This is a genomic window from Halomonas sp. BC2 (genome assembly GCF_002078115.1).
Classification (GTDB): domain Bacteria; phylum Pseudomonadota; class Gammaproteobacteria; order Pseudomonadales; family Halomonadaceae; genus Vreelandella; species Vreelandella stevensii.
This window is the reverse complement of sequence record NZ_LFGT01000009.1, coordinates 280,077-287,408: the sequence shown is the minus strand read 5'-3', so window position 1 is coordinate 287,408 and position 7,332 is coordinate 280,077. Positions and strand designations below refer to the sequence as shown.

Annotated in this window: 7 protein-coding genes; 3 read left to right on the top strand and 4 right to left on the bottom strand. The window is 62.8% G+C overall.

Translation table 11 applies throughout. From position 1 onward, the window contains the following. Window positions 1–84 precede the first annotated feature (84 nt). Entirely contained in the window at window positions 85–1,158 is a 1,074-nt protein-coding gene (locus B7L71_RS07780) for a 3-deoxy-7-phosphoheptulonate synthase (protein WP_039177196.1), read from the top strand. A gap of 71 nt (window positions 1,159–1,229) precedes the next feature. Here B7L71_RS07780 and dinG read toward each other — a convergent pair whose 3' ends face one another. Beyond that, entirely contained in the window at window positions 1,230–3,359 is a 2,130-nt protein-coding gene (gene dinG / locus B7L71_RS07775) for an ATP-dependent DNA helicase DinG (protein WP_081137129.1), read from the bottom strand. Between the two features lie 5 nt (window positions 3,360–3,364). Further along, window positions 3,365–4,639, bottom strand: a complete 1,275-nt coding sequence (rhlB, locus tag B7L71_RS07770; RefSeq protein ID WP_081137127.1) for an ATP-dependent RNA helicase RhlB — start codon at window positions 4,637–4,639, stop codon at window positions 3,365–3,367. Window positions 4,640–4,785: 146 nt separating this feature from the next. Here rhlB and B7L71_RS07765 point away from each other — a divergent pair, with 146 nt between their 5' ends. Both B7L71_RS07765 and xthA read left to right on the top strand, forming a co-directional pair. Continuing rightward, window positions 4,786–5,034: a hypothetical protein gene (locus B7L71_RS07765; RefSeq protein ID WP_016913576.1), complete on the top strand. Its 249-nt coding sequence runs from the start codon at window positions 4,786–4,788 to the stop codon at window positions 5,032–5,034. Further along, window positions 5,034–5,861, top strand: a complete 828-nt coding sequence (gene xthA, locus B7L71_RS07760; protein ID WP_016913575.1) for an exodeoxyribonuclease III — start codon at window positions 5,034–5,036, stop codon at window positions 5,859–5,861. The genes B7L71_RS07765 and xthA overlap by 1 nt, the downstream gene beginning before the upstream one ends. 54 nt (window positions 5,862–5,915) lie before the next feature. Here the strand turns inward: xthA and B7L71_RS07755 are convergent, their stop codons facing one another. Next, entirely contained in the window at window positions 5,916–7,016 is a 1,101-nt protein-coding gene (locus tag B7L71_RS07755; RefSeq protein ID WP_081137126.1) for a hypothetical protein, read from the bottom strand. Window positions 7,017–7,034: 18 nt separating this feature from the next. Continuing rightward, window positions 7,035–7,332 (bottom strand): energy transducer TonB (locus B7L71_RS07750; RefSeq protein ID WP_139790084.1); only part of this gene is annotated, 298 nt, incomplete at its 5' end.

The window sequence follows — 7,332 nt, the reverse complement described above, 5'->3', positions numbered from 1 at the left end:
AGTTCCGTAACAATTGATTTTTACCACCGTGACACGCCATAGTAGTGACCACTTTTCGCCCATCGCGCATGTACAGGTAGCAAGATGTCTGATCAACAGGTTAGCAATCTCAACGTCCTCGCTCAGGACGTTCTCACCACCCCCGACGCTCTGAAGTCGGCCATTCCCCTCACCGAAGCCGCCGAGCGCTCCGTCGTGGAAGGCCGCCGCGTCATTCAGAACATCCTGGATGGCAACGACCCGCGCCTGCTGGTGGTCGTGGGCCCCTGCTCCATCCATGACGTGGATGCTGCACTGGATTACGCCCGCCGCCTGCGCGCGCTGGCTGACAAGGTGAGCGATAGCCTGTACATCGTGATGCGCGTCTATTTCGAAAAGCCGCGCACCACCGTGGGCTGGAAAGGGCTGATCAACGACCCCCACCTGAACGACTCATTTGAAATCGACGAAGGCCTGCACATCGCCCGTAAACTGCTGGTCGACCTGGCCGAGATGGGCTTGCCCCTGGCCACGGAAGCGCTGGACCCGATCTCGCCCCAGTACCTACAGGACTGCATCAGCTGGTCAGCCATTGGCGCCCGTACCACCGAGTCACAAACCCATCGCGAGATGGCCTCAGGCCTCTCATGCCCGGTCGGTTTCAAGAACGGCACCGACGGCAGCCTGGATGTCGCCATCAACGCCCTGCAGTCGGTGGCCAACCCGCATAACTTCCTGGGCATCAACCAGGCGGGCCAGGTCGCCATCATCCGCACCCGGGGCAACGCTTACGGCCACGTGGTACTGCGCGGCGGCAACGGCAAGCCCAACTACGACAGCGTCAGCGTTGCGCTGGCCGAAAAGGAGCTGAGCAAGGCCAAACTGTCGGCCAACATCATGATCGACTGCTCCCACGCCAACTCCAACAAGGATCCGGCCCTGCAGCCGCTGGTACTGGAAAACGTGACCAACCAGATTCTGGAAGGCAACCGCTCCATCATCGGCCTGATGGTCGAGTCCAACATTGGCTGGGGTGCCCAGAAAGTGCCCGCCGACCTGAGTCAACTGCAGTACGGCGTCTCGATTACCGATGCCTGTATCGACTGGGACACGACCGTCGAAACCTTTACGCGCATGAACGAAAAGCTTGCTCCGGTGCTGGCCAAACGTATTGCCTGAAGCCAACCTGTCGACGCCCCGTCAGATCCCTCTGGCGGGGCGTTTTTCATTAGCATCACCCGCTGCCGAGTTCAGGCCTGAATGTCACGCCTGAAGGGCGGCAAGGCATCCAGCAGCGCCTGACCGTAGCGCCGCGTGATCACGCGGCGGTCCAGCAACGTGATCACGCCCCGGTCGTTCTCCTTGCGGATCAACCGACCACAGGCCTGCACCAGCTTGATGGAGGCATCGGGCACACTGATACGCATGAAAGAGTTGCCGCCCTGGCTTTCGATCCACTCGGCCAACGTGGCGCCCACCGGGTCATCGGGCACCGCAAAGGGTAATCGGGTGATGACCACATGAGTCAGGTAATCCCCGGGCAGGTCGATGCCCTCTGCAAAGCTGGCCAAGCCGAAGATGATGCTCCCCTTGCCGCTATCGACCGCAGCACGATGCCGCTCGATCAACTCCCGCTTGGGCAGCGCATCCTGCGCCAGCAGGCGCTCTTTCAAAGCCGCTGGCAGCACTTTTTCCACCGCCCTGAGCTGGGCCCGGGACGAAAACAGTACCAGCACCGCTTCATCCTCCCCCAACTGGGAGACACAGCGCACGATGGCACGCTCATGGGCCTCTCGGTCGCTGGGGTCCGTGGCTTCCGCGGGCACGCGCAGCACCGCGTTGGCATAATCGAAGGGGCTGGGCAGCGCCTGGTACCGATAGCGACTGGCCAGGCCAGCGCGCTCCTGAATACGTTCGAAGCGCCCCAGTGCCGTCAAGGTGGCGGAGGTGACCACCGCCCCATGGCAGCGCCCCCACAAATGCTTGGCCAGCGTGTGCGCCGCCGAGACAGGGCTGGCGGAGAACTCGATTTCGGGCTCCCCGGCCACACGACTCAACGTGATCCAGCGCGCACAGGGCGGCGCATTGGGCGGGTCCTGCTCGCTGAACGCCTGCCAGAGCGCGTGGGCTTCCAGGGCGCGACCATGCAGCAGCGCCACCAGCGGTAGCCAGGCTTCGGCCTGATCGCGGTCCAGCCCCGTCTGCTTGTCCGGGTCCAGGCTCTCACGCAGGATATCGGCAATGCTTTCCAGGCTGCGTGATAGCGTGGCAAACATCACCAGCAGCTGCCGCGCCTGCTCGCGCAGCGCTTCCGGCACCTCGCCCTTCTCGAAACGCTGCTGGTGGCTGGCCTCTTCATCCGCCAGCCCCTGCTCGCGCCCGGCCAGCTGGTGCCCCAGGCTGAACACGTCCCCCAGGGCAGGCTCCAGGCCATGCAGCACTTCAGGCAGGCTGGCCAGCAGCCGGGCCACGGTGGGCTGAACCGCCAGCCCCTGGTGAAGATCAGTCAAGCTGCTGCGCAGCGTCTTGAGCCAGCGCAGACAGCCATGCACCGCAAAGCGGTGGGCAAAGTGCGACAGCGCCTTGTCCGGCAGGTGATGGCCTTCGTCGAAGATGAAGATACAGTCGGCAGGGTCCGGCAGAATGGCGCCGCCCCCCAGGGCCAGGTCCGCCAGTACCAGATCGTGGTTGGCCACGATGACATCGGCATCTTCCAGCTCACGGCGTGAGCGGAAGAACGCGCAAGCACCGAAATGGCCGCAGCGGCGCCCGGTACACTGGCGGTGATCGACGGTGAGCTGACGCCAGTGGGCATCATCGATGGTGTCAGGCCAGGTATCACGGTCACCCTGCCACTCGCCTTTGCCATAGGCATCGGCAAGGTCGCTGGCAAGCACCTGATAGTCGCTGCTATCGCTTTGCAGGGAGTGCTCGAACAGCGACATGGTCGGGTTCGGCTCACTGCCCTCCAGGGCCTGGTCCAGCCGCGCCACGCACACATAGCGCCCGCGCCCTTTGGCCAGCGCATAGCGAAAGGCGATGCCACTGTGCTTGGCCAGCGAGGGCAGGTCCTGATGCAACACCTGCTCCTGCAGAGCCACCGTGGCCGTGGACACGATCAGCCGCTTGCCCTTCGCCTTGGCAATGGGCAAGCCTGCAATCAGATACGCCAGCGTCTTGCCCGTGCCGGTACCGGCTTCCAATACGCAAACGTGGCTGTCGCTGGTGCGCTTGCCATCGCTGTCGCACTGAATATCGCCCAGGGTGCGGGCAATCTCGGCAATCATCAGCCGCTGACCGTAGCGTGGGGTCAGCTCGAGCTGCTCCACCACGTTACGGTATGCTTGCTGAATATCGGCCTTGAGCGCGTTATCCAGCATGTGCGTTACAGCATGCCTTCCGGCGGATGCTCGCAGGGCAGCTTGCCGTTGATGTAGCGCTCGATTTCCGGCAGCGAGAAGGCGTCTTCTTCACCCACGAAGCTGATCGACACCCCTTTGGCACCGGCACGACCGGTGCGGCCAATACGGTGCACGTAGTCTTCCGGGTCTTCCGGCAGGGTGTAGTTGATCACGTGGCTCACGTCTTCAATATGGATGCCACGACCGGCCACATCGGTGGCCACCAGCACCTGGATCTCGCCTTCGCGGAAGCTTTCCAGCGTCTTGATCCGCTGATTCTGGGGCACGTCACCCGACAGCATGGCGGCACTCACGCCTGCTTTTTTCAGCAGGTCATCGAGTTTGCGCACCAGATCCCGACGGTTGCCGAACACCATGACCCGCTCGAAGCTCTCCTGCTCCAGCAGCTTGACCAACAGGCGCTGCTTGTCGTCATCCGACACCAGGTATACGCGCTGGTCGATATCGGCCTGATTCTCTACCGTGACTTCGATCTCGACATGGGCCGGTTCCTGCGTCCACTGGCTGGCCAGGTTGAGAATGTCGTCGGTGAAGGTGGCCGAAAACAGGAACGTCTGACGCTCCTCTTTCCTGGGGGTGTAGCGGATGATGCGCTTCACATCCGGGATGAACCCCATGGAAAGCATGCGATCCGCTTCATCGAGCACCAGCACTTCGGTTTCGGACAGGTCGATATCGCGCTTCTGATGGAAGTCGAGCAGACGGCCAGGCGTGGCCACCAAAATATCGAGTTTCTTGCCGAGGCTCTCACGCTGTTTCTGGTAATCCATGCCACCGACCACGCTGGCCACGTTCAACGAGGTGAAGCGGGCGAGCGCCTTGGCGTCTTTCTCGATCTGCAGCGCCAGTTCGCGGGTGGGGGCGATGATCAGCGCACGGGGAGCCCCCGGCTTCTGGCCATCCGGCGCGGGCTCTTCCAGGAAGTAGGCCAGCACGGAAATCAGGAAGGCGGCGGTCTTGCCGGTGCCCGTCTGGGCCTTACCCACAATGTCGCCACCCAGCAGTGTGTGGCGCAGCGCCTCTGCCTGAATGGGGGTGCAGTATTCATAGCCCTGGGCATGAATAGCGCGCATCAAGGGCAGCGGCAGATCAAAGTCATGGAAGCGCCACTTGCCGGCAACGGCGGGCACCTGAAACTGACGAAGATCCCAGTTCGACTGACGGCGACGCGGCTTGCGACGACGGCGTTTAGGCTTGCGGTTCTGGTCCGATGCTGTGATCTGTTCCGACTCGCTCATAGGCTGTGTATCTGTCCATTGCTGTGGAGGTTAGGCATCACGAATCGCGCATTGTAGCAGGGCTTGGCGATAAGAGCGCGCTCTGCTGTCGAAGGAGCGCCCTTGCCTGTTAGAATGAGGCATAAATTAACCCAAGGAGCGCGACGATGACGCGTAAGAAAAAGACTCGTTCACTGGCAGACAAGGTGACGATCCGCACCGGTCGCCGCAAGGATTACAAAAAGTGGCGCCATGAAAACCCGGATCAGGTGACCTCATCACGCCGTTTCGTGGCCAAGAAACAGCAACAGCGCAAATTGCAGGCCGTGCGCAAGCTGGCACGCCAGCAAAGTGGCCAGAACATTGCCATCCACCCCGACAAGGGGAGCGACTCCTCTTCGGGAGAGCCCTCCTGATGCGTCTGGTGTCTTTCAATATCAACGGCATCCGGGCAAGGCTGCATCAGCTTCAAGCGCTCATCGATACCCATCGCCCTGATGTGATCGGCCTGCAGGAAATCAAGGTGCAGGATAGCGAATTCCCACTGGCCGATGTGGAAGCCATGGGGTACCACACCTTTCACTATGGCCAAAAGGGCCACTACGGTGTGGCCTTGCTCTGCCGACAGAAACCTCAGCAGGTCTTCTACGGCTTTCCTGATGATGAGGAAGATGCTCAGCGACGCATGATCGGCGTGCGCCTGCTGACCACCGACGGCCAGCCGGTCACCGTGTGGAACGGCTACTTCCCCCAGGGCGAGAACGTCGAACACCCCACCAAATTTCCTCACAAGGAGCGCTTTTACCAGCAGCTGGCCAATCTGCTGGCCACGCAGCACTCCCCGGAAGAGCATCTCGCCGTCATGGGTGACTTCAACATTTCCCCCGAAGACCAGGACATCGGCATTGGGGAAGCCAACCGAAAACGCTGGCTGCGTGATGGCAAGGCCAGCTTTCAGCCCATCGAGCGGGAGTGGCTAGCGGGCATCAAGGCGTGGGGGCTCAGCGACAGCTATCGGCTCTGCCACCCCGACAACAGCGAATGGTTCAGCTGGTTCGACTACCGCTCGAAGGGCTTTGACCGGGAGCCCAAGCGCGGACTGCGCATCGACTACATCCTTGTCTCGCCCCCTCTGGCACAGCGGGTCACCGATGCAGGTATCGACTATCCCCTGCGCGCCATGGAGCGACCTTCGGATCACGCGCCCACCTGGAGCGACTTTTCGCTGACGCTGGCGGACTGACCTGCGCCCTGGCTGCCGCCCGCCCGGGCGGCACGGCTCATCCCCTGAGCCCCCTCAATCGAAATAGCCAAGCCACTGCTCGGCCTGTTCGTCGCCCAGCTCCGCCGCTCGCGAGAGCGCCTCTTTCGCCAGCGACTCATTACCCCACGCGTAGGCCAACTGACCATACTGGCGCCAATCGTCAGCCGTTTGAGTAGTATCAGCCAGCGCCTGCCAAGCGTTCAGGGCATGCTCGACATGCCGGGCCTGCTGCCAGGCCGTGGCTCGCAAGCGCAGCGTCTCTTCATCATCAGGCAGCTCCCCTGCTTCCAGCGCTGCCTCCAGATGCTCACCGGCACGCGCTGGCGTGCCGCCTGCCAGGTGCAGCCGAATCAGGGTCAAGCGATCCTCGGGGGCGGTGAACTTGCCCATCTGCCAGGCCGCTTCCCAGACGCCTGCAGCAGCGCCCAGCAGCCCCGCCTGCTGCGCCAATCCAGCCGCCTGACGCCACTCCTCGGCGCTGCTGCGCTCGCTCAGACTCTCCAGCAGCCAAGCCAGCGCCTGCTCGCCTTCGCCTGCCTGGCGCAGCACGACGTTGACCAGCGCCTGCTGGGCATCACTCAGCTCTCTGCCCGGCGCCAACTGAGGGGTGAGCCATTCGAGGGCCTCTTCCCAGCGCTCCTCTTCTGCCAATAGGCGCACCAACGCCCAAACCGACTCAAGGTAGCGCTCATGGCCCGCCGACTCGCCGAGCCACTGCGCGTAAAGCTCGATGGCCTGAGAGCGTTGACCTGCCGCGCGGCGCAGGGAGGCTTCGTCACGCAACCAGCGCAGCCGCTGACTGTTCGGCACGCTGGTACGCTGGCGGGCACTAGCCAGCTCATCCGCTGCCGCCTCGGGCACCTCTTGACGCACCAGCGCACTGGCCGCCAATTGATGATATAGCGCGCTGGCCCACTGATCGGCTCGATTGCCCGAGGCCAGCCTGGCAGCCTGGGCGCGCACGCGACTCAGGATCGCGTCCAACGACTCATTCTCTGCACCAGAACCGGAAAGTTCCGCCAACTGGCTCTGCAACCCATTCAGGTCGAGAATGATATCTTCACTCAGTGGCACATCCGCCACCGCCACCGTGCTCCACACGTAGAGCACTGCCATTGCCAATAAACGCTGCATAACGCTCCCTCGACGGGCTTACCGCAACTGAAATTCGATGCGCTGAGTGGCACGACGCAGCTGCTGACTCGGCTCGAACTGCCAGCGCGCAATGGCCTCCTCCGCCGCCTGCTCGAACATGCGGCGCGGCTGGGCGTTGACGACGCGAATCGTTCCGCTATCGACGCTGCCGTCACGCCGAATGACGAACTCCACCTCGACAAAACCCTCCATGCCACGCCGCTGGGCACGGGTGGGGTACGTGGGAGTGACGCGACTCGTGGGCGCCACCTGCCCAACACTCACCGGCTCATTGGAGGGCGCAGGCTCTGCCGCT